The sequence below is a fragment of the Mesorhizobium sp. J428 genome, from assembly GCF_024699925.1.
In the GTDB taxonomy this organism is placed as follows: domain Bacteria; phylum Pseudomonadota; class Alphaproteobacteria; order Rhizobiales; family Rhizobiaceae; genus Mesorhizobium_A.
In genome coordinates this window covers 1628997-1649582 of the sequence record NZ_JAJOMX010000001.1, presented here as the reverse complement: position 1 = coordinate 1649582, position 20586 = coordinate 1628997, and the positions used below count along the sequence as shown (strand labels likewise).

The 20586-nt window shown below is 66.3% G+C and carries 19 protein-coding genes and 1 pseudogene; all 20 read left to right on the top strand.

Annotation, left to right across the window (positions count from 1 at the left end; all coding sequences use genetic code 11):
• Nucleotides 1-88: 88 nt before the first annotated feature.
• A complete protein-coding gene (locus tag LRS09_RS08175; RefSeq protein WP_257805271.1) occupies nt 89-691 on the top strand; it encodes a TetR/AcrR family transcriptional regulator in 603 nt (200 codons plus the stop codon).
• A 215-nt stretch (nt 692-906) separates the two neighbouring features.
• A complete protein-coding gene (locus LRS09_RS08170; RefSeq protein WP_257805270.1) occupies nt 907-1743 on the top strand; it encodes a GntR family transcriptional regulator in 837 nt (278 codons plus the stop codon).
• Nucleotides 1667-2701 (top strand): BMP family protein, encoded by a 1035-nt coding sequence (locus LRS09_RS08165; protein WP_257805269.1) that lies wholly within the window; start codon nt 1667-1669, stop codon nt 2699-2701. Before LRS09_RS08170 ends, LRS09_RS08165 begins: the two co-directional genes overlap by 77 nt.
• Nucleotides 2702-2717: 16 nt before the next feature.
• The gene (locus LRS09_RS08160; protein ID WP_257805268.1) at nt 2718-4256 is read left to right on the top strand and encodes an ABC transporter ATP-binding protein; all 1539 of its coding nucleotides are present in this window, start codon (nt 2718-2720) and stop codon (nt 4254-4256) included.
• On the top strand, nt 4253-5305 hold the full coding sequence (locus LRS09_RS08155) for an ABC transporter permease (protein ID WP_257805267.1): 1053 nt from the start codon (nt 4253-4255) through the stop codon (nt 5303-5305). The genes LRS09_RS08160 and LRS09_RS08155 overlap by 4 nt, the downstream gene beginning before the upstream one ends.
• Nucleotides 5302-6198, top strand: a complete 897-nt coding sequence (locus tag LRS09_RS08150; RefSeq protein ID WP_257805266.1) for an ABC transporter permease — start codon at nt 5302-5304, stop codon at nt 6196-6198. Before LRS09_RS08155 ends, LRS09_RS08150 begins: the two co-directional genes overlap by 4 nt.
• 3 nt (nt 6199-6201) lie before the next feature.
• Entirely contained in the window at nt 6202-6765 is a 564-nt protein-coding gene (locus LRS09_RS08145) for a cysteine hydrolase family protein (protein WP_257805265.1), read from the top strand.
• On the top strand, nt 6762-7637 hold the full coding sequence (locus LRS09_RS08140) for a carbohydrate kinase family protein (protein ID WP_257805264.1): 876 nt from the start codon (nt 6762-6764) through the stop codon (nt 7635-7637). The genes LRS09_RS08145 and LRS09_RS08140 overlap by 4 nt, the downstream gene beginning before the upstream one ends.
• A gap of 1 nt (nt 7638) precedes the next feature.
• Nucleotides 7639-8394 (top strand): nucleoside phosphorylase, encoded by a 756-nt coding sequence (locus LRS09_RS08135; protein WP_257805263.1) that lies wholly within the window; start codon nt 7639-7641, stop codon nt 8392-8394.
• A gap of 41 nt (nt 8395-8435) precedes the next feature.
• Nucleotides 8436-9203: an SIS domain-containing protein gene (locus LRS09_RS08130; RefSeq protein ID WP_257805262.1), complete on the top strand. Its 768-nt coding sequence runs from the start codon at nt 8436-8438 to the stop codon at nt 9201-9203.
• A gap of 5 nt (nt 9204-9208) precedes the next feature.
• Nucleotides 9209-10657 (top strand): aldehyde dehydrogenase, encoded by a 1449-nt coding sequence (locus LRS09_RS08125; protein WP_257805261.1) that lies wholly within the window; start codon nt 9209-9211, stop codon nt 10655-10657.
• A gap of 176 nt (nt 10658-10833) precedes the next feature.
• A complete protein-coding gene (locus LRS09_RS08120) occupies nt 10834-13125 on the top strand; it encodes an ABC transporter substrate-binding protein (protein ID WP_308240288.1) in 2292 nt (763 codons plus the stop codon).
• Nucleotides 13126-13202: 77 nt separating this feature from the next.
• Nucleotides 13203-14228 (top strand): ABC transporter permease, encoded by a 1026-nt coding sequence (locus tag LRS09_RS08115; RefSeq protein ID WP_257805259.1) that lies wholly within the window; start codon nt 13203-13205, stop codon nt 14226-14228.
• A gap of 204 nt (nt 14229-14432) precedes the next feature.
• Nucleotides 14433-15266 (top strand): ABC transporter permease, encoded by an 834-nt coding sequence (locus LRS09_RS08110; protein ID WP_257805258.1) that lies wholly within the window; start codon nt 14433-14435, stop codon nt 15264-15266.
• Complete coding sequence (locus LRS09_RS08105) at nt 15263-16153, top strand: ABC transporter ATP-binding protein (RefSeq protein ID WP_257805257.1); 891 nt, start codon at nt 15263-15265, stop codon at nt 16151-16153. Before LRS09_RS08110 ends, LRS09_RS08105 begins: the two co-directional genes overlap by 4 nt.
• Nucleotides 16150-16965 carry an ATP-binding cassette domain-containing protein gene (locus LRS09_RS08100; RefSeq protein ID WP_257805256.1) on the top strand — a complete coding sequence of 272 codons (816 nt, stop codon included), beginning with the start codon at nt 16150-16152 and terminating at the stop codon, nt 16963-16965. The genes LRS09_RS08105 and LRS09_RS08100 overlap by 4 nt, the downstream gene beginning before the upstream one ends.
• Nucleotides 16958-17452, top strand: coding sequence for a GAF domain-containing protein (locus LRS09_RS08095; protein WP_085467887.1), 495 nt, complete (start codon nt 16958-16960; stop codon nt 17450-17452). Before LRS09_RS08100 ends, LRS09_RS08095 begins: the two co-directional genes overlap by 8 nt.
• Nucleotides 17452-17943 (top strand): annotated as a pseudogene (locus LRS09_RS08090) (hydantoinase/oxoprolinase N-terminal domain-containing protein); the annotation flags it as partial. The gene LRS09_RS08095 and the pseudogene LRS09_RS08090, both read left to right, overlap by 1 nt.
• A 140-nt stretch (nt 17944-18083) precedes the next feature.
• On the top strand, nt 18084-19526 hold the full coding sequence (locus LRS09_RS08085; RefSeq protein ID WP_257805255.1) for a hydantoinase/oxoprolinase family protein: 1443 nt from the start codon (nt 18084-18086) through the stop codon (nt 19524-19526).
• A gap of 10 nt (nt 19527-19536) precedes the next feature.
• Nucleotides 19537-20559 (top strand): hydantoinase B/oxoprolinase family protein, encoded by a 1023-nt coding sequence (locus LRS09_RS08080; protein ID WP_257805254.1) that lies wholly within the window; start codon nt 19537-19539, stop codon nt 20557-20559.
• Nucleotides 20560-20586 lie beyond the last annotated feature (27 nt).

Genomic DNA, 20586 nt, shown 5'->3' with positions numbered 1-20586 from the left:
TAACCCGGCGCTCATGCTTGACGGGGGCAGGAGTAGCCATGCTATGTGACAGGTGAATGAACATTCATTCACAGGCTGGAGGAATCGGTTGGACGCACCTGTTGTCGACAAGCGTGAGCGCATACTCAGCGCCGCATCCGAGCTGATCGTGAAGAACGGGCTTCAATGCTCGATGGCGGAGATCGCCCAGGTGGCCGGGGTCGCCACGGGCACGCTTTACCTCTATTTCGCCTCGAAGGAGGAGATGGTCCGCGGGGTGTATCAAAGGCTGACCGCGAAAGTGGGCGCCTCCCTCATCATCGAGCATGGACCCGAGGTTCCGCACGAAACGCGGGTCCGGCGCTACATCGACGACTATATCCGCCTGATATGGGCCGATCCCGAGCAGGCGATCCTGTTCGAATACCTGTCCAACATCCCCCTTCTGCAGCCCGGCGAATTGAGGCAGCTCTTCGCGCCGGTGACGGACTTCACCGCCAAGGTGTTTACCGAGGCCCATGCCGCAGGTGTGCTGCGCGACTTCGACCCGAACGTCATGGGCGCCTATGTCGGCGGCGGCATCCGCAATACGCTGAAATGGCGTCGCGCCGATGGCTCTTCCTTGACCGAACCGGAACGGCGGCAGATCGCAGAGATGTGCTGGTCGGCCATCGCGCGCCAGCAGCCTGCGGCGACGGGCAGCTTGGCCTGACATATCGGCGCGTTCGTCGCCGCATTCGCAATTCTCTCATTCGCTCGCTCTCGCGACGCTGAACGCAACGTTATCGCGTCCGAACCTCCTATGTCCGTTCTCGCCTCTGCTCGTTCGCCGCCGGGCGAGCGTGCTCCTTCTGTCGGCAAACCGTGCCAGACCTCTTGCGCCGGCTTTCAAAATCTGATCAGTTGACTGGACAAGTTGAGGAAGAGATGTCCGCAGACCGCCTCCTTCATGCGCCGCGCTACCTTCAGATCGCCGACGAGCTGAAGGTCCGCATCGCGTCGCTCGATCCGGGCGCCCGTCTCTCCAGCGAACCGCAATTGGCGAAGGAGTTTGGTGTCAGCCGCTTCACCGTCACGCGGGCTGTCGAGCAGCTTCTCGAAGAAGGGCTGATCACGCGCCGGCAGGGCAGCGGGACATTCGTGGCGGAAGCGCCGCTGCGGCGCTCGCCCGGCTATCTGCTTTCCTTCACAGAAGCCGTCGCGGCGACCGGACATTCGGCCGCGCACCGGCTGCTCGCCTACGGTCCGGCGGTATGGGAACGCGGTCTTCCCTATGATCGCGACGAGGCTCTCGTCCTGCTGGATCGCCTGCGTCTGGTCGACGGCATGCCGATCGCGCGGCACCGGTCGGTGCTGTCGCGCCGGCTCGTCGACAGTATCGGCCTGACCGAGGACCGGGCAGCCGATCCGTCATTCTCGCTCTATCGGCATCTCGACGACCACGGCCTTTCCGTCCATTCGGCGACGGAGAGCCTTTTGGCGCGTCCAGCCGAAGCGGAAGACCGCAAGCTGCTCGGATTGCCGCGAAACGGCGTCGTCGTCGCGGTCAACCGCCACTCCTTTGCTGCTGACGGAGCCGTCCTGGACTGCGTCAGCGCGATCTACGATGCCCGTCGCTATTCCTACGAGGCTCGCCTCGTGCGGCGGCATCGGCCCGGGAACACCCTAACAAGTCAGGAGAACGACAATGCACCGCAAACTGATGCTCGGGACCGCCATGCTGGCCCTCGTCTCGGCCCTTGGACTCTCGGCGGCGAAAGCTGACGATCGACCCGCTGCTCTGATCATCTCGCAGAGCGGCCTCGGCGACCAGTCCTACAACGACCTCGCCTATGAAGGCTTCAAGCGCGGCCTGGAGGCCACCAAGCTCGAAGGCCGTCCGATCGAATCGAAGGAGGTCGTCGCCCAGGCGGTCGACATCCTGCGCCGCGCGTCCGACGCCAATTTCGGCCTCGTGGTCGACCTCGAATATGCCCATGGCGACGCGCTGACCGAGGTCGCCAAGGACTATCCCGACACCAAATACGTGATCCTGAACCAGGTGCGCGAGGGCGCCAATGTCGCCTCCGTCCTGTTCCAGGAGCAGGAAGGCTCCTACCTTGCCGGCACGCTCGCCGCACTGGTCACGACCGACACCTCGATCAAGGGCATCAATGCCGAGCCGGTGATCGGCGTGATCGGCGGCACCAAGTCGGCCGGCATCGACAAGTTCATCGCCGGCTACATGGAAGGCGCCAAGGCCGCCAATCCGGACGTCAAGGTGCTGGTCGCCTATTCGAACAACTTCGCCGATCCGGCGATCGGCCTGCAGATGACCAAGGCCATGTTCGAGCAGGGCGCCGACATCGTCTACCAGATCGCCGGCGGCACCGGCATGGGCGTCATCCAGGCGGCCAAGGAAGCCGGGCACTACGCCATCGGCGTCGACACCGACCAGGACGGGCTTGCTCCCGGCTCGGTGCTCACCAGCATGATCAAGCGCACCGACGTCGCCGTCGAGGCTATGCTCAAGGACTATGCCGCGGACACGTTCCCGGCGGGCAAGACGGCTGCCTTCGGCCTTAAGGAGGGCGGTGTCGGCCTGTCCGAAATGAAGCACACCAAGGAGCTGATCCCGGCTCCGATCCTCGAAAAGGTAGAGACGGCGAAGCAGGACATCCTGTCCGGCAAGGTCCAGGTTTGGAACGTCGTCACCCAGGGCTATCCGGATTGGCTGAAGTAAGCGGGACGGACGCTCCATGACCGCGCAGGACAAGGCCCCGGCCTCCGACATCCGCCTGGGCGCGCGCGGCGTGACCAGGCGGTTCGGGCGCCTCGTGGCCAACGACGCGATCGACTTCTCGGCGCGCCGCGGGACGATCCACGCGATCGTCGGCGGCAACGGCGCCGGAAAGTCGACGCTCATGCGCATCCTGCAGGGCATGGACCATCCGAGCGAGGGCACCGTCGTCGTCAACGGCGAGCCGGTGTCCTTCGCGGGTCCGGCTGATGCGTTCGACCACGGCATCGGCATGGTGCACCAGGAATTCATGCTGGTGCCGGGGCTCTCCCTGCTCGAGAACCTGATCCTCGCCAAGGAGCCGGTCGGCGGCCTCGGCCGGATCGACCGCGACACGGCCCTTGCCGAGGCGCGCCGTCTGGAGAAACTCGCGGGCGTCACGGTGGACTGGGACGTGCCGGAGGAAGAGGCGCCGGTTCACCTGCGCCAGATCGTCGAGATCCTGCGTTTGCTCTATCGCGGCGCGGATGTGCTGATCCTCGACGAGCCGACGGCCGTGCTCGCCCCTGCCCAGGTGCGCGAGCTCATCGCGCTGCTGAAGAAGCTGCGTGAGGAAGGGCGGACCATCCTGTTCATCAGCCACAAGCTGGACGAGGTGCTGGCGCTCGCCGACGACATCACGGTGATCCGTACCGGCAAGGTCGTCGCAAGCCTGCCTGCCTCGGAGGCCGACAAGGCCAAGCTGGCCGAACTGATGATCGGCGAGATCCTGGCGCGGCCTTCCGCGCGGGAGAGCGCCGCCGGCAAGCCGGTTCTCGAACTCTCCGGCATCTCGGCCCGTCCGGGCCGCGGCACCGCCGGCCTCGACGCGCTGGACCTCACCGTGCGTGCCGGCGAGATCGTCGGCATCGCCGGCGTCGCGGGCAACGGCCAGGACGAGCTCGCCGGCATCGTCACCGGCCTGCGTCAGGCAAGTGCCGGCGCAATCAGGATCGACGGGCTCGACATCTCGTCGCTGCCGCTCAGCGCCCGGCGTCTCGCGGGCCTCGCCTATCTCAGTCCCGACCGCGCGCATGAGGGCCTGTGCCTCGTCGCGCCGATCGCCGAGAACGCGATCGCCGGGCATCACCGCCGGCCGGAATTCTCGTCGTCCGGATTTCTCAAGCGTGGTGCGATCGCAACCCATGTCGAGACGATGCTCGACCGCTTCGGCGTCAAGCGCTCGTCCTCCCAGCTTCCCGCCTCCAGCCTGTCCGGCGGCAACCAGCAGCGCGTCGCGGTCGGGCGCGAGCTCGACGGAAATCCGAAGGTGCTGCTCGCCTGCCAGCCGACCCGCGGCGTCGATATCCGCGGCATCGCCTTCATCCACCAGTGCCTGCTCGACTTCCGCGACAGGGGCGGCGCTGTGCTGTTAATCTCGGAGGAACTCGACGAGCTCATCACGCTCTCGGACCGCATCGTCGTCCTCTATGGTGGCAAGGCGACCGGTGAAGTGTCGCGCGGCTCGGCGCGCATCGACGAGATCGGCCGCTTGATGCTCGGAGGGCTCGACGCATGAGCGCCGTTGCCGCCGAACAATCCTCCTCCCGCCTGCAGGCCGCGCTGGCGATTGCCCTGCCGCTGGTGCTCGCCTTTGCGGGCACGGCTGTCCTGCTTGGGCTGGCCGGCCACAACCCGGTCGAGGTCTACCGCCTGCTGATCGTCGAATCCTTCGGCGGAACGCGCCGTATCGCCGCCACTCTGTCTGCCGCGACGCCGCTGATGCTGACCGGCCTCGCCACGGCGATCGCCTTCCGCGCCGGGGCCTTCAATGTCGGCGTCGAGGGTTGCGTCTATGTCGGCGGTTTGGCCGCCGCCTATATCGGTTTCACCTTCGTCGGGCTTCCCGCCGCAATCCTCCTGCCGCTGGCGCTCGCCACCGGCCTTGTCGTCGGCTCGCTCTGGATGCTGGTGCCGGGCGTTCTCAAGGCGCGCCTCGACGTGGACGAGGTCGTCACCACGCTGATGCTCAACTTCATCGCCATCAGCCTCACCGCCTACCTGGTCAACGGACCGCTTCTGGCGCCCGGTTCCGCCAATTCGGCGACGCCGATGGTCGATGCCGCCGCCCGCCTGCCGCGCCTGATGCCGCCCTCGACGCTCAATGCCGGCTTCCTCATCGCGGTGGCGCTGCTGTTGCTCTACTGGCTTTGGGGCAAGCGCACCGCGCTCGGCTTCGAGACGCGGCTGGCTGGTCTCAATCCGCGCTTCGCCACCGCCTCCGGCATCGACGTTCCCGGCCTCATCATCAAGATGATGCTCCTGTCGGGCGCCATTGGCGGCCTCGCCGGCGCGGTGCATGCGCTCGGCAATGTCGGCCGCTTCGTCTCCGGCTTCTCGCCCGGCTATGGATTTGCCGGCATCGCCGTCGCCCTGCTCGGACGCGGCTCGGCGATCGGCATCTTCCTGGCGGCGATCCTGTTCGGGGCGCTCGCCGCGTCGGGTGCGACCATCCAGCTCTTCAGCGATGTGCCGATCGAGATCGTCAACGTGCTGCAGGGCATGGTCATGATCTTCGCCGTCGCCCGCTTCGGCTGGATCATGTCGAAGAAGAGGGGCGCGGCATGATTGAGAACGTCCTCCATTCGGCGATCGTCATGACGACGCCGGTGCTGCTCGCCGCGATCGGCGGGCTGGTCAACCGCATCGGCGGCATCGTCAACATCGGACTCGATTCCATGATGCTGGGCGGCGCCCTCATCGCGATCATCCTCGCCTCGCAGACTGGCAGCTGGGGCGTCGCGCTGGTGGGCGCGGCCGGCGTCGGCGCGCTGCTCGGCCTCCTGATGTCGCTCTGCGTCACGCGGCTCAAGGCCGACGAGATCATCGTTGGGCTCGGGTTCAACATCCTCGTCGCCGGTCTCGTCCGCTTCTTCCTCAAGACCGCCTATGGCAGCTCGGGCACGCTGCGCCTGCCCGACGTTGCCCGGCTTCCCCGCATCGAGATCCCGGTCATTGCCGACATTCCCTATCTCGGTGCCATCCTGTCCGGCCATGACCCACTCACCTGGGCCGCCTGGATCCTTGTTCCGGTGACGGTCTGGTTCCTGCGCCGCACGCGCCTCGGCCTGCGCCTCCGCGCGGCGGGCGCTGCCCCGCAGGCCTCGCGCGCGCTGGGCCTGTCGCCGCTGAGGCTGCGCGATGCCTCGACGGTCTTCGCCGGCCTGCTGGCAGGCCTCGCCGGCGCCTATCTGTCGATCGGTGTCGTCGGCATCTTCAACGAGGGCATCACCGCCGGCCGCGGCTTCATCGCGCTGGCCGCCTTCTATTTCGGCCGCAACCGGCCATGGCCGACCGCACTGTGCGCGCTGCTGTTCGGCTTCTTCGACGCCTTGCAGATCCGCCTCCAGGGACGCGGCATCCCGGCCGAACTGATCCAGACACTACCTTATGCAATGGTGATCGTGGTGCTGACCTTTATGGCGATCGCCACGCGCCGCGCCCGCGCCCTGAAAGCCTGACCCATGACCGACACGAAAAAGACCGCCCTCATCCTCGTCGACGTGATCAACTCCTTTTTCGATCCGTCGCAGCCGAACTACTACAAGGGCGTCGAGGACGTTCTTGAGCCGATCCGACGGCTGCGGGCTGCGGCGAATGCGTCCGGTGCCGTGGTGGTGCACGCCGTGGAGCGCCATCGGCCCGGCTTCGACGATTTCGAGTGGCGCAAGCTGCCGCTGCATCATCTTGAACAGGCCTTCGACGCCGAGTTCTTCGGCGAGTTCAGGCCGCAGGGAGACAACGAGACACTCGTGCTCAAGCGCCGCTTCAGCGCCTTCTTCGCGACCGATCTCGCCCTGTTCCTGACCGAACAGAAGGTGGAGCGGGTGATCATCGTCGGCGTGAAGACCAATGTCTGCATCCGCGCCACCGCGCAGGATGCCTTCGCCAACGGTTTCGAGCCGGTGGTGCCGCGCGAGGCGACGAATTCCAACCGGCCGCATCTGGCCGAGGCCTCGCTGGAGGACATCGACCGCTACATGGGGCGCGTCGTGTCCGTGGACGAAGCGATCGGGATGCTGTCGTGACCCGCATCGCGATTTCCGGCTATGCCAGCCTCGATCACGTGATGACGCTGGACGGGATCCCGACGCCCGGCCGCACCACGACGATCCTGACCAGGCCCGAGGACGCATGGCCGCGCCTTGGCGGCAGCCCCGCCTATGTCGCGGCCGCGCTTGCCTCAGGCGGCATCGACGGTGCAACGCCCGTGACCTGGATCGGCGACGACCTGGCCGGCGAGGACTATCGCGCACAATTGAGGCGCCGCGGCATCCGGACGGACGGCGTGTCGGCGATCGAAGGCGAGCGCACGCCGATGGCGATCCTCGCCTACGAACCGCAGGGCGGATGTCTCTGCCTCTACCATCCTGCCTCCGCCGGTCACCTCGTCCTGACGGACAATCAACGAGACGTCATCGCCGGCGCCGACTGGCTCTGTGTTACCGTCGGGCCGAAGGCGGCGACCCGCGAGGCGGTCGGCCTGCTCTCGCCCGCCGCAAAGCTCTGCTGGGTGGTCAAGGACGATCCGCGTGCCGTCACGCCCGACCTCGCGGCCGAGCTTGCCGCGCGCGCCGACCTCATCTGCTGCAGCGCGGCCGAGGCCGCCTTCGTGCGGCGCGCCTTCGAGGCCGGCACAGTACCGAAGCCCGATTTGATGCTGATCGAGACGCGCGGCGGTGCCGGGGCGCAGGTCACGTACGCAGGCGTGACGACGTTCGTGCCTTCCGAACCGCTCGTCGTCACGGATCCTACGGGCGCTGGAGATACATTTGCGGGCGGTGCCCTCGCGGCGCTTGCCAGCGGCGAAACCGATCCGGTCGCGGTCGTCAAATCCGGCCATAAGGCGGCGCATGCCCTGCTGTCAGGGCGCGTCGCAAACCAGAATGAAAGTGCATGACATGAGCGAAGAACAAGCCACGAGCGCCTGGTATATCGGTGCAAGCCGGGACGAAGTGGGAGAGGCGGCCATCCTGGTCGGCGACCCTGCGCGCGTGCCGCGTCTCGCCGCGAAGATGACGAACGTCCATTCGGTCAAGGAGAACCGGGGGCTGAAGACGGTCACCGGCACCTATGCCGGCAAGCGCGTCACCGTCTCGGCCTTCGGCATGGGTGCGCCGATCGCGACCATCGTGTTGCACGAGCTGTTCGCGCTCGGCATCCGCAACTTCCTGCGTATCGGCACCGCGATGGCGATCCCGCCGGCGAAGATCGGCGATTTCGTGCTGGCGGACGGCGCGCTGCGCGCTGACGGCACGTCGAACTCCTACGCTCCCCTGGGCTTCCCGGCCATCGCGGACTTCACGCTGAACACGGTGCTGCGCGCGAAGCTGGCCGCCTCGAAGCGCGCCTGGCATGCCGGCATCTACGGCACCTATGACGGCTTCTATACCGAGATGTTCGGCCTGTCCGGGGCGCGCCGCGAGATGATCGGCAAGCTGAAGCAGGACATCGAGCGGATGGGCCTGATCGGCACCGACATGGAGACCTCCGCGCTGCTGACCGCCGCCCGCATCCTCGGCGCCCGCTGCTCGACGCTGTGCGTCGCCACGGTGGACGCCCACAGCCAGGCCAAGATCGACGACGCCGCGATGGATGTCGCCGAGGCCGAACTCTTCGATGTCGCGCTTGACGCGATGACATCGCTGCCGGCCTGACGCTGCGCGTCGCCGGCCAAGGACATAAGAAAGGAAAGACCATGACCACGCTGATCGACCGCTATTTCCAGACGCTTTCGGAGCGGCTGGAGACGGTGCGCTCCACCCAGGGACCGGCCATCGAGAAGGCCGCCGCGGCCTGCGCCAAGTCCATCGCCGCCGGCAAGCTCGCCTTCACATTCGGGACCGGCCACGGCGCACTGCCTGCACTCGAGAGCTTCCCGCGCACCGGAACCATCGTCGGCTTCCGGCCGATCGTCGAAAGCACGATGATCTCGTTCCACCACGTCTGGGGCGACATGGGTGCCAGGCAGTATCGCTTCATCCATGCCCAGGAAGGCTACGGCAAGGCGATCCTGCGCTCGCACCAGATCGATCCGGCCGACACGATGATCCTGTTCTCGCATTCCGGCATCAACGCCGTGATCATGGACATTGCCATGGAGTGCAAGGAGCGCGGCATCACGCTGATCGGCGTGACCTCGCTGCCGCATTCGACCTCGACGCCGTCACGCCACTCGTCCGGCAAGCGCCTGTTCGAGGTCGCCGACGTCGTCATCGACACCGGCATCCCGCGCGCCGACGCCAATCTCTACATCGACGGGCTGGAATCGCCGGTGGGCGCCAGCTCCACCTCGGTCACCATCGCCGTCGCGCACGCCATCGTGTCCTCGACCGCCGAGAAGCTCGTGCAGCAGGGCGTCCATCCGCACGTGATGGTGAGCCCCAACACCACCGAGAAGGAAAAGGCCAACAGGCAGAACGACGAGAACTACGAGCAGCTCTGGGCCCGGCTCAAGGCACGGTGAGCGTCATGGACCGCAACCTGTTCATCGACGGCGCCTGGGTCGACGCGAGCGCGGGCACGCGCGCCGACATCAAGGACCCGGCCACCGGCGATCTCGTCGGCACGAGCTCCATCGCGGCAAGGGCGGATGTTGACCGCGCCGTTCTGGCCGCCGCGCGCGCTCTCTCCGCATGGGGGGGCATCCATGCGGATGAGCGCGCGCGCATCCTTCACCGCGCCGCGGACCTGATCGAGGCGCGCGTCGAGGCGATCGCCGACACGCTGACGCGCGAGCAGGGCAAGCCGATCCCGGATGCGAAGAAGGAGATCCTCTTCGGCGTCACGGTCATCCGCTATTACGCGGAAGAGGGCAGGCGGCTCGGCGGGTCGATCCGCCCGGCCTCGCGATCCGACATCCGCAGCCTCGTCACCACCGCGCCCGTCGGCGTCGTCGGCGGCATCGTGCCGTGGAACTATCCGGTCGACCTCTATGCGTGGAAGGTGGCGCCCTCGCTTGCCGCCGGCTGCACGCTGGTGGTGAAGCCGCCGCATGAGACGCCGCTGGCGATCGGCCAGGTCGTGCAGTGCTTCGCCGATGCGGGCCTGCCCGCCGGCGTGCTCAACGACATCCCGGGCACAGGTCCGGAGGTCGGCGCGGCACTCGCCGAACATCCCGGCATCGCCATGATTTCGGCGACAGCGTCGGTCCCGGCCGGCCAGTCGATCATGCGGGCAGGAGCGGCGACGCTCAAGCGCATGTCGCTGGAGCTCGGCGGCCACAGCCCGTTCATCGTGCTGGACGACGCCGACGTCGAGGAGGCGGCCGCCGCCGCGGCGCGGCGCTCCTTCTCCAACATGGGCCAGATCTGCATCGCGGTGAACCGCATCCTCGTTTCGAAGCCGATCCATTCCCGCTTCGTGGAGGCGCTGGCCGCGGAGACGCGCAAGATCGAGCTCGGCCACGGCGTCGAGCCCGGCGTGCTCTACGGACCGGTGCTGAACGAAAGCGTGCGCGCCCGCACCACCCGGCATCTCGACGACGCCGTGCGGCGTGGGGCGAAGCTCGTCACCGGCGGCAGCGCTCCGAAGGGAGGCCTTTACGATCGCGGCTTCTTCTTCGAGCCGGCACTGGTGGACGAGGTGCCGGACGGCGCGCTTGCCGTCACCGAGGAGACCTTCGGCCCGCTCGCCGCGATCCGCTCGGTTGCCGACGATCGCGAGGCGCTGGCGATTGCCAACTCGCTGCCCTATGGCCTCGCATCCTATGTCTATTCCGGCGATCTGGAGCGTGCATGGTCGATGGCGGAGCAGATCGAGGCGGGTGCCGTCGGCGTCAACGTCAACGACACCAGCGAGCTGCAGGCGCCTTTCGGCGGCTGGAAGATGAGCGGCATCGGCCGCGAGCTCGGCCGCGAGGGCATCGAGGCCTATCGTGAATCCAAGCACATCAAGATGCGGGTCCGGCAGCGGATCTGAGATGCCGCGGCGCCGCGCATTTCCCGAAAGCGGCGGCCTTCGGACCGAATCCTGAACAATCTCGGGCCGGCGAAGAAATTCGCCGGCCCTTTTTTAGTCTGGCTAAAATTTTCGCTTGACGCTGTGCCGATCCTGACCCTAGATTTTTAGCAATACTAAAACTGGGGAATTGGACGTTGGACAGCCAGTCTGCAGAAGGCGGCGTCCGCGGCTTGGACCACGATGCGTTCGGGGAACGACTCCGCACGCGCCGTCGCGAGCTCGGACTGACGTTGAAGGAAGTCGCTGACGGCGCGGGCCTGTCGGTGGGCTTCATCTCGCAGATCGAGCGCGGCATCACCACGCCGTCGCTGTCTTCCCTCGTCAGCGTCTCGCGCGTGCTCGGCTTCCAGGTGTCCGAATTCCTGTCGCAGCCGCGGGTGCTGGCACCCACCACCCGGCACGACCAGCGGCCCCATTACGCGATCGGCTCCAACTCCCTCGTCTACGAGAGGCTGTCGACCTCGTTCCCGGGCAACGTCATCAACAGCGTCATCATCCACGAGCCGCCCGGCTACCGCTCCGAGCCGATCGCCCATGAGGGCGAGGAGATTTTCTACGTGCTCGAAGGCGGGATCACTGTCGAGGTCGACGGCGAGACGCATGTGCTCGGCGTCGGGGATTCTGATCCACTTTCCGTCCAGGCGGGTTCATTCGTCCTGGAACCACACGGGCACGCCGTCGACCATCTTGCACACCTGCACGATGGACGTCTTTCGCGACAGCGAGGCGAACGGCTCGTCCAACCTGGGCGCGGTGACCGCGTCCGCTCAGCCTCCCAAGTCCAAGACAACAAGCAAAGCAAAAAAGGGGAAGTCATCATGAAGAAGATACTGAAGACACTCGCTGCGGCGCTTGTTGCCGCCAGCGCATTGACGGCGGTGACGGCAGCCACGGCCACCATGGCGTCGGCCGAAACCGTGCTGAGGCTGGACGAGGTCGCCGTCGGCGAACTCGATCCCGGCAAGGCCTCGGACTACGCCGACTCGATCCTGATGTTCAACATCTACGACACGCTGGTCATCCCGAACCAGGGCGCGCCGGGGCACCAGGGGCACCTCGCGGAGAGCTGGACGGTCGACGGCAATGCCTACACGTTCAAGCTTCGGCCCGGCGTGAAGTTCCACAGCGGCAATCCGTTCACGGCGGAGGACGTAGTCTTCTCGCTGGAGCGCACCAAGGCGCTCGGCCAGGGCCTCACCTATCTCTTCGACGTCGTCGAGAAGGTCGAGGCAGTCGATGAAAGCACGGTGAAGTTCACGCTCAGCCGGCCCTATTCGCCCTTCGTGGCCTCGCTTGTGAAGCTGCCGATCGTCGACAAGAAGCTGGTTCTGGCCAATCTCGGCGCGGGCGACGGCGAGATGAAGGACTGGGGCCAGGCCTTCCTGTCCACCAACGACGCCGGCTCCGGCGCCTACAAGGTCACCGCGCACAATCCGCAGCAGGAAACGGTGATGGCGAAGAACGCCGACTACTTCCTCGGCGTTCCGGCCAAGGCGCCGGACACTGTGCGTCTGCGCTACGGCCTTGAAGCCGCGACCGTGCGCACCCTGATCGCGCAGGGCGAGCACGACATCTCCTCGCAGTGGCTGCCGCCGGAAGTGCTGAAGTCGCTCGCCTCCAGCGGCGCCCAGCTCCTCACGGAGTCGGGCACGTCGGGCTTCTACATCAAGATGAACACGACCAAGGCGCCGCTCGACGACGTCGAGTGCCGCCTCGCGCTGGCCAATGCCTTCGACTACGACGCCGGCATCAAGATGGTTGCGATCAACGACACCGTCTCGCAGGGCAAGCCGTCTACCGGCGCGATCCTCGTCGGCATGCTCGGCGCCAATCCCGCCGAGATGGCCAACAAGCGCGACCTTGAAGCCGCCAAGGCGCATCTTGCCAAGTGCAAGTACAAGCCCGAGGACATCAATCTCGAACTGTCGTGGATCGGCGAGGTGCCGCTCGAGGAGCGCTTCGCGCTGCTGATGCAGGCGAACTTCGCCGAGATCGGCATCAAGTCCGAGATCAAGAAGCTGCCCTGGGCGCTGTTCTCCGAACAGGTGTCGAAGCCCGAGAACACGCCGAACATCTCGCAGCTCTTCGTGGCGTCGATCACCGGCGATCCCGATACGCTGCTCTACGGCATGTATCACTCGAGCGCCAAGGGCACTTGGCAGTCGCCGGAGTATCTGCAGGACGCAGAGGTGGACAAGTATCTCGACGAAGGCCGCGCCACATCCGACGAAGCAGGCCGCGTCGCCGCCTATTCGGCGCTGAACAAGCGGCTGGTCGAGGTTGCCCCGTCGATCTACGCCTATGATCAGGTGGCCGTGTTCGCGGCGTCGAAGCGGGTGAGCGTGCCGGCGCTGACCGATCCCGCCAAGGCGTTCAACCTGTCGGGCTTCGGGTTCACCTTCCGGCTGATGGAGATGACCGAATAGCGGTCTGGGCCGCTTTCCCATCCGGCCGGCGGCAAGCGCCGTCGGCCGGGGATTTCCTCCAACCGAGCGGATCTGCCATGCCGCCTGTCCTCCGCCTCCTCGCGAAGCGGCTGGGAACATCGTTGATCGTGCTGGTCGGCGTCTCCCTCCTGATCTTCGCCATTGCTCGGGTGATCCCCGGCGATCCTGCGCGCATCGCGCTCGGACCCAACGCCACGGCGGAGGCCGTCGCGGCGCTGCGCGACCGGCTGCATCTCGATGATCCGTTCGTGCTGCAATACGGTTACTTCCTCGCCGATCTCGCCCGCGGCGACCTGGGCATCTCGCTCTACACCAACCGCCCGGTGACGCGGGACATCGCCGAATTCCTGCCGGCCACTTTGGAGCTGGTCTTCGTCGCAGGCCTGATGATGGTTGCATTCGGCCTGCCGCTCGGCGTGCTGTCGGCGCGCTATCGCGGGTCGTGGATCGACCATTCGGTGCGCATCGTCACGCTGCTCGGCGTGTCTGCCCCCAGCTTCGTCTGGGCGGTGATCTTCATGCTGCTCTTCGCCTTCTTCATTCCGCTCTTCCCGATCGCGGGCCGGATTGCGGATTCTTTCGTCGTGCCGCCGGTGACCGGCTTCCTGCTCATCGACACGCTGCTCGCCGGCAATGTCAGGGCGTTCGGCAATGCCGCCTGGCACATCATCCTGCCCGCCTTCGCGCTCGCCTTGTCGGGCATCGCGCAGGCCGCCCGGCTGACGCGCTCCAACATGGTGGAGACCTACGAGCGGCCCTATATCGAGATGGCGAAATCCTACGGCTTCCCGGAGAAGCGCATCGCCTGGCGCTACGCGTTCAAGCCCTCGCTCATCCCGTCGATGACGATCATCGGACTCGACTTCGCGGCGATGCTCGGCAACGCCTTCCTGGTCGAGGCGGTGTTCGCGTGGCCGGGCCTGTCGCGCTACGGCGTGGCGGTGATCCTGCGCAAGGACCTCAACGCCATCGTCGGAACGGTGCTGATCATCTCGGCAATGTTCCTGATCGTCAACGTGATCGTCGACCTGCTGATTGCCTTCATCAATCCGCGCATCCGTTATTCGCAGAGGGCGTCATGAAGGTGGGAATCGTTGGCGCCCCCTCCACCATGCTTCGCATGGTCCCCTCCCCCGCTTCGCAGGGGAGGATATGGCGGCGTCGCGGCCGCGCTCCGATCCTCCCCCGTTTACGGGGGAGGGGGACCGCCGAAGGCGGTGGAGGGGGCGTGTCGCGGTCATCCGGCGTGGCGCCGGCGTCTCCAGCTCAGCCGTGGAGGGTCGCCCATGAAGCGCACCCTCGCCGTCCTGCTGCGCAACCCGCTGTCGCTGCTCGGCCTGATCCTCGTGGCGTTGGTCGTGCTGTCGGCGGTGTTCGCGGATTTCATCGCGCCGTTTCCGTTGCACCGTGGCGCGGTGGTCGACTTCGCCAACTTCAACAAGCCGCCGGAGTGGCCCTACATCTTCGGCACCGATCTCGTCGGCCGCGACCTGTTCTCGCGCATCCTCTACGCCTACCGCATCTCGCTGATCCTCGGCGTGGTGGTGCTCGCCATCGCGGTTCCCATCGGCGTCGCGATCGGCCTCTTCGCCGGCTATCTCGGCGGCTGGACCGAATACGTCCTGATGCGCATCACCGACGTCTTCCTGTCGATCCCGCCGCTGGTGCTGGCCATGTCGATGATGGGCCTGCTGGAGCCGACGCTCACCAACGGCATGATCGCGGTCACCGCCATGTGGTGGCCCTGGTACACGCGGCTGGTCTACAACCTCGCGCGCTCCGAGAAGGAAGAGGGCTATGTGCTCGCCGCCGAGATCATCGGCGCGTCGAAGCTGCATGTGATGTTCCGCGAGATCCTGCCGAACTGCGTGCCGTCGATCCTGACCAAGATGACGCTCGACTTCGGCTTCGTCATCCTCATCGCCTCGTCGCTCTCCTTCCTCGGCCTTGGTGTCCAGCCGCCCACGCCCGACCTCGGCTCGATGGTCGCGGAAGGCGCGAAATACCTGCCCGACTCCTGGTGGCTGACCGTGTTCCCGGGCCTGGCGATCCTGGTCGCGGTGTTCGGCTTCAATCTCATCGGCGACGCGCTGCGCGAGATCCTGGGGGCCGAGCAATGAGCGCCCCCACCCTGCGCATCCGCGATCTCAAGCTCGGCTTCAAGAGCTGGTCCGGCACGGTCGAGGTGCTGCACGGCATCTCGCTGCACATCAACAAGGGCGAACGCGTCGCGCTCGTCGGCGAGAGCGGTTCCGGCAAGTCGGTCACGGCCCGCATCGTGCTCGGCCTCTTGCAGTCGCTGCGGTCGGCGCGCCTTTCCGGCCTGGTCGAGTTCGAGGGGCGCGACCTCTCGAAGCTCTCCGAAGCCGAGCGCCATGCGCTGCGCGGCACGCGGATGTCGATGATCTTCCAGGACCCGACCTCCTCGCTCAATCCGGTCTATCCCGTCTTCACCCAGTTCCACGAGGTGCTGCGGCGGGCCAACCCCGCGATCACCGTCGCGGAGGCGCAGATGCGCGCCGAAAAGGCGCTCGCCGACGTGTCCATCCCGGACCCGGCCCGCGTTCTGGAATCCTATCCGTTCCAGCTCTCGGGCGGCATGAACCAGCGCGTCATGATTGCGATGGCGCTGGCCAACGAACCGTCGCTGCTGATCGCCGACGAGCCGGGCACGGCGCTCGACGTCACCGTGCAGGCGCAGACGCTGAAGCTGATGCGCGAGCAGGTCGAGCGGCACGGCACCTCGGTGCTGTTCATCTCGCACAATCTCGGCGTGGTGCGCGAGTTCGCCGACCGCGTCTACGTCATCTACAAGGGCCGCATCGCCGAGCAGGGATCGGCCGCCGCTTTGTTCGAGGACCCTCGCCATCCCTACACCCAGGCACTGCTCGCCGCGGTGCCGCGTATCACCGGCGAGGGCATCCCGGAGATCGACGACGCGTCGGACGCATATTTCGCGCCGACCGTGGTGCATGAGGGATATGGCGAGCCGGAGGGCGCATCATGACCCAGCCTCTCCTGTCGCTGCGCTCCGTCTCCAAGACCTTCCACGTCGCCGGCCGCGAGGTGAAGGCCGTGGACGATGTCTCCTTCGACGTCGCGCAGGGCGAATGCCTCGCCGTGGTCGGCGAGAGCGGGTCGGGCAAGTCGACCATCGCCAACATGATCCTCGGCATCTATCCGCAGACGCTGGGCGAGATCGCCTTCAAGGGTGCCGCGCTTCCCGCTCGGCGCGACCTCGCGCATCGCCGTGCCATCCAGCTCGTGCAGCAGAACCCGCTTTCCTCGCTCAATCCGCGACGCACGATCGGCGCCTCGCTGAGGCTGGCGCTCGACGTGCACGGCATCGGCGAACGTGCAGCCCGCGCAGAGCGCACCGGCCAGCTGCTGGAAGAGGTCGGGTTGCCCGCCGATTTTCGCATGCGCTCGCCGGCGGCCCTCTCCGGCGGCCAGCGCCAGCGCGTGGCGATTGCGCGCGCGCTCGCCTGCCAGTCGGAACTGGTCGTGCTGGACGAGCCGACCTCGGCACTCGACGTGCTGGTGCAGGCGCGCGTGCTGAAACTCCTATCGGAACTCAGGCAGAGCCGCGGCCTGACCTATCTCTTCATCACCCACGACCTCTCGGTGGTGCGCAACATCGCCGATCGCGTCGCCGTGTTCGAAAAGGGCCGACTCGTCGAGATCGGCACCACCACCTCGATCTTCGAGGCTCCCTCGCATCCCTATACGCGCCGGCTGATCGCCGCGGTTCCTGTCGTCACGGCGGCCGAGGCGGCCCTGCGCCAAAAAATCATGGAGGACACCAATGGAAATGCCTGACTACTCGGCCTTCACGACCGCGCTGGCCAAGGGACACGGGCCGACGGAGGCCTTCGACGCCCTGTGCGAGCTCACCCGCGACGTGGTTGGCGTGAAGCTCTTCACCGTGATGACGCACGATTCCCGCACTGGCATGGCCGGGCGCATCTACTCCAACATGCCGGATGCCTATCCGGTCTCAGGCACCAAGCCTGCCAACGAGACCGACTGGTCGCGGCAGGTGATCAAGGAAAAGCGCACCTTCGTCGCCAACACGATCGAGGACATCGCGAACGTCTTCTACGACCACGAGCTGATCAAGTCGCTTGGCTGCGAAAGCGTCATCAACGTGCCGATCATCGTCGCCGGCGAGGTGAAGGGCACGATCAACTGCCTGCACGAGGCGGGCTTCTACACGCCGGAGCGCGTCCAGGCCGCCGAGGCGCTGAAGCTGCCCGGCGCGGTCTGCCTGCTGCTCAACGAACTCGATGCCAAGGGAGCCGAGTGATGGCCGAAACCACGATCCGGGTCGCGACTGATGTCGGCGGCACCTTCACCGACCTCGTCTGCTTCGAGACGAACCACAAGACCGGCGAGTCGCGCATCGTCACCGCCAAATCCGACACCACGCCGCCCAATTTCGAGCAGGGCGTGCTCAACGTGCTCGCCAAGGGCGGCGTCGATCCGAAGGAGGTCGACTTCCTCGCCCACGGCACGACGGTGGTCATCAACGCGCTGACCGAGCGCAAGGGCGTCAAGGTCGGGCTGATCACCACCGAAGGCTTCCGCGACACGCTGGAGATCGCCCGCGGCAACCGCCCCGACTTCTTCAACCTCCACTATGAGAAGCCGAAGCCCTTCGTGCCGCGCTACCTGCGTCGTGAGCTGCCGGGGCGCATGTCCTACAAGGGCGAGGAGCTGAAGCCGCTCGACCTGTCCGGCCTGCAGGCGATCCTCGACGACTTCAAGGCCGAGGGCGTGCAGGCGATCGCGATCTGCTTCCTGCATTCCTACGCCAACGTGTCCCACGAGCAAGCCGCGATCGATGCGGTGAAGAAGCTTTGGCCGGAGGTCTCGGTCGTCGCCTCGCACCAGATCACCCGCGAATGGCGCGAATACGAGCGTTCCAACACCGCCGTATGCTCTCTGCCTATGTCCAGCCGACGGCGGAGCGCTACCTGTCCCGCCTCGCCGGCGGTCTCAAGGAACAGGGGCTCAAGGGCAGCCCCTACATCATGCAGTCCAACTGCGGCGTGGACTCGCTGGAGTCGGTCTCGAAGATCCCGATCACGATGGTCGAGTCCGGCCCCGCTTCCGGCTTCTGGGGTGCGGCGGAGCTCGGCAAGCTGATCGGCGAGCCCAACGTGCTGGCGCTCGACATCGGCGGCACGACGGCCAAGTGCTCGCTGATCGAGGATGGCGAGGTCAAGATCAAGACCGACTATTGGATCGAGCGCGACCGCACGTCGGCCGGCTATCCGATCATGGTCCCGGTGGTCGACCTGGTCGAGATCGGCAATGGCGGCGGCTCGATCGCGTGGGTGGACGATTTCGGCAAGCTGCACGTCGGCCCGCAGTCGGCCGGCGCGATGCCTGGACCCGCAGCCTACGGGCGTGGCGGCACCAAGGCGACGACGACGGATGCCAATCTCTGGCTCGGCCGTATCAACCGCGACTATTTCTGCGGCGGCGAGGTGATCGCCGACATGAAGGCGACGGAAGCGGCGCTCGCAGAGGTCGCCGGCCGGCTCGGCGTGTCCGTGGACGAGGCGGCGCGCGGCATCATCCGCATCGCCAACAACAATATGGTCAATGCGCTGAAGCTGGTCTCGCTCAACCGTGGCCACGACCCGCGCGACTTCACCCTCGTTGTGTTCGGCGGCGGCGGGGCGATGCATGGCGTGGCGCTCGGCATGGAACTCGGCGTCAAGAAGGTCGTGGTGCCGGCCGGCGCCTCGGTCTTCTCGGCCTGGGGCATGATGATGTCGGACCTGCGCCGCGACTACTTCGTCACCAAGCTCGCTGACCTGAAGAAAGGTGCTGCCGAGAGCATCGAGGCGGTGTTCGCCGAGAGCGAGGACCGGGCGCGCGCCCAGTTCGCGGCCGAGGGCGTCGACCCTTCCAAGATCCGGTTCCTGCGCTACGGCAAGTTCCGCTACCAGAACCAGGAGCACACGACCGAGGTCCTCATCGAGGGCGGCAGGATCACCGATGGTGGCCTGTCGGACATCGAGAAGGCGTTCCACGAGACCTACGAGCGCGAATACACCTACCGTCTCGACGCGCCGGTCGAGATGGTCGGCATCCATCTGGTCGCCTCGGCGGAGGTCGGCAAGCTCACCATGAAGAAGCGCGAGCCGACCGGCGCCAAGGCGGACGTCGCGCTGAAGGGCCACCGCGACGTCGACTACGCGCTGGAGGGCGTGAAGAGGGCGGCCATCTACGACGGCACGAAGCTCGAGCCGGGCATGACCTTCGCCGGCCCGGCGATCGTGGAGGATCCGGGCACCACCGTCGTTATCCATCCGGAAAATGCCGTCGAGATCGACGGCTACGGCAACATCCACATCAAGCTGGCGTGAGGAGGCCAAGATGACGACCAAGGTCAACGACCCAATCACGCTGGAGATCATCCAGAACTCGCTGCAGGCGACCGCCGACGAGATGTTCGCCGTCATGAAGAAGACAGCGATGAGCTCGATCATCTACGAGGTGCTCGACATGGGTACCGGCATAACCGATGCCAAGGGCGCGCTCGCATCCTCCGGTGCCGGCATCCCGGCCTTCGTCGGCGTGCTCGACAAGGCGGTGAAGGTGGTCGTGGCGAAGTTCGACAAGCCAGGCGACATCGAGCCGGGCGACGTCTTCGCCACCAACGATCCGTACTACGGCGGCGTCACGCATCTGAACGACATCATTGTCATGATGCCGGTGTTCGCCGGCGGGCGCATCATCGCCTGGACCGCCAACATCGCGCACAATTCCGATGTCGGCGGCATGGCGCCCGGCTCGCTCACCGGCGAAGCCACCGAGATCTTCCAGGAAGGCCTGCGCCTGCCGGCCATCAAGATCATCTCGAAGGGCGAAGCAATCCGTTCGGTGATGGACATCATCACGGTCAATTCCCGCATGCCCGACGTGCTGGAAGGCGACGTCTGGGCGGCGATCGCCTCGGTGCGCATCGGCGCGAAGCGGCTGGTCGAGATCGCCGAGAAATACGGGGTCGAGACCTTCGAGAACGCCATGACCTCCTTCATGGACTTCGGCGAGCAGGTGTCGCTCAAGGAGCTGGAGAAACTGCCCAAGGGCACGTTCGAGCTCTCCGAGGAGCAGGACGACGGCCGCATCTTCAACGTCAAGATCACCATCTCCGACACCGAGTTCGTCGTCGACCTGCGCGACAATCCCGACCAGTCGAAGAATCCGGTCAACACGAGTCGCGACGGCGTGATGGTGTCGGCGCAGATGATCTTCAAGTCGCTGACCGATCCCTATTCGGCGGCGAACGAAGGCTCGTTCCGCCCGATCCGCCTGCTGACGCGGCCGGGGTCGGTATTCGAGGCGAAGGAGCCGGCGCCGATCGGCTTCTATTACGAGATCGAGTTGCGCGTGTGACATCATGTGGCGCTGCCTGGCGCAACA